Raw genomic sequence first — 2139 nt, 5'->3', positions numbered from 1 at the left:
CGCGTGGCGGGGGCGTCTGAGCGCCCGAAGCACCTGCACCTGGTGCACCTCAAGCACCTCAAGCACCTCAAGCACCTGAAACTTCTACTGAAAAGAGCACTCACCATGGATCAGGCCACAACCCCCTCGACCATGCGCGCCGTCTCCCAGGACGCCGCCGGAACCCCGGAGGTCCTCAAGGTCGTCGAGACGCGGCGTCCGGTCCTGGGCTGGGGCGAGATCCTGGTCCGGGTGCACGCGGCGGGCGTGAACCCCGCCGACTGGAAGACCCGGGAGCGGGGCATGTTCGCCAACGGCGCCACGCCGCCGTTCACGCTCGGGTTCGACGTCGCCGGGGTGGTCGAGGCGGTCGGCGCCGGGGTGGCCCTCTTCGAGGTCGGCGACGAGGTGTTCGGAATGCCGCGCTTCCCGCATCCGGCGGGCGCCTACGCCGAGTACGTCGCTGCCCCGGCCCGGCACTTCGCCCCGTACCCCAAGGGCCTCACCCACGTCGAGGCCGCCGCCTTGCCGCTGGCCGCGCTCACCGCCTGGCAGGCGCTGGTGGACACCGCGAACGTCCAGCCGGGCCAACGCGTCCTGATCCACGCGGCCGCCGGAGGGGTCGGCCACCTGGCCGTGCAGATCGCGAAGGCCCGTGGCGCGTACGTCATCGGCACCGCCAGCGCGGCCAAGCACGAGCTGCTGCGCTCGCTGGGCTGCGATGAACTGATCGACTACCGCACCGAGGACTTCGCCGAGCGCCTCCGCGCGCCGAGCGACGTCGATGTCGTCCTGGACGCCCTCGGCGGCCCCCAATTGGCCCGGTCCCTGCGGACGTTGCGGCCGGGCGGCACGCTGATCTCGCTTCTGCCGCTGGACGACGACTTTCCGGCTGCGGAGGCCGAAGTGGCGGGAGTGCGGGCGGTGTTCATGCTCGTCGAGCCCGACCACGCGGGTCTGCGCGAGGTCACTTCGCTGGTCGAGGGCGGGCGCCTGCGCGTGATCGTCGAGGAGGTGTTCCCCCTCGACGAGGCGGCCAAGGCCCACACTCTGGGCGAGGGCGGCCGCACCACCGGCAAGATCGTCCTCTCCGTCAGCTCTTGAGCCGCCTACTGCCCCGCTCCCGGGGCTCGCGCCCTGCTGCGGCCACGCCACCAACCTTCCCGGTTGCGTCAGGCGGGACCCGCGTACGTGATCGCAGATGTGCAACTTACGGTTGCCACAACGGAGTTGGCTGAGCGCTGGACCCGGTTCCGGCGACCCTGGAACCGTACGGTGGGCGGTAGCTCGTACGCGGAGGGTCGTTCGACGTCGTCAAAGGTGACTGGCAGGCCGGCCGGGTAGTCATCGGTCCCGAACATCGAGTTTCTTCGACGTCATCGCCCCCGCCCTCAGCGGGCGCAAGGCCAAGTTGAGCAGGGCGCGGGGGTTGTCGTCGGCGGCGGTTCTGTTGGCGCTCAACTTCTCGCAGGACACGCACTGGTGGATGATCAGCCACTCGCCGTCCGGGCGTACGGACAGGCTCAGTGGTTCCATGCGGCCGTGGCAGGGGGACGCGCGGTCGCCCGGGATGCGGTGGTCCAGGTGCCGGCTGGTCAGACAGTTCGGGCAGTGGTTGCGGTGGGCCGTGCCCGGGGCGCTCGCCGGGACGTCCAGGCGGCAGCCGACGCAGCGGAAGTCGTTGGACCGGTGGCCGCCCTGGGTGTGGAGGACGTCCTTCCGGCGCTGTCGGCGGGTCTGCGGAGGTCGGGTTCTACGCCGTGGCATCGGGCACCGCCCCGTGAACCGCTCGCGTCGCGTGAACCGTGTGATCCCCGAACGCTTCGAGAGGGAAGGGGGGTTGGGCCAGTGGCCGGACCGCCATGCGCATCAGGATCAGCTGGTTGTCGTCCGCGCTGACCGGGTGCGAGGTGAGTTCGTCGCACTGGACGCAGCGGTGGATGACCGTCCAGTCGCCGTTGCGCAGTACCGCTATCGAGATCGGCGTCATCCGCGCACGGCACGCGCTGGGGCTGCCGTCGGCGTGGTCGCGTAGATGCTGGGAGTGCAGGCACGACGGGCAATGGTTGCGCCGACTGCCGTCCCCTGCACGGGTGTTGACCGTGTGGCGACACCACACACAGACGAACTTATGGAGGGAAAGGGGAGGAGGGGTGGGGG

At 70.5% G+C, this 2139-nt stretch carries 3 protein-coding genes; 1 reads left to right on the top strand and 2 read right to left on the bottom strand.

Annotated features, from left to right (window positions below; all coding sequences use genetic code 11):
- Window positions 1-105: 105 nt before the first annotated feature.
- Window positions 106-1083 (top strand): NADP-dependent oxidoreductase, encoded by a 978-nt coding sequence (locus GUY60_RS37075; RefSeq protein WP_161705901.1) that lies wholly within the window; start codon window positions 106-108, stop codon window positions 1081-1083.
- Between the two features lie 240 nt (window positions 1084-1323).
- Here GUY60_RS37075 and GUY60_RS37070 read toward each other — a convergent pair whose 3' ends face one another.
- Both GUY60_RS37070 and GUY60_RS37065 read right to left on the bottom strand, forming a co-directional pair.
- Window positions 1324-1746, bottom strand: coding sequence for an RNHCP domain-containing protein (locus GUY60_RS37070; protein ID WP_161705900.1), 423 nt, complete (start codon window positions 1744-1746; stop codon window positions 1324-1326).
- A partial coding sequence (locus GUY60_RS37065) for an RNHCP domain-containing protein (RefSeq protein ID WP_161705899.1) occupies window positions 1733-2139 on the bottom strand: 407 nt, incomplete at its 5' end. The genes GUY60_RS37065 and GUY60_RS37070, both read right to left, overlap by 14 nt.

It is taken from the genome of Streptomyces boluensis, from assembly GCF_009908195.1.
Classification (GTDB): domain Bacteria; phylum Actinomycetota; class Actinomycetes; order Streptomycetales; family Streptomycetaceae; genus Streptomyces; species Streptomyces boluensis.
This window is presented reverse-complemented; position numbering and strand designations above follow the sequence as displayed.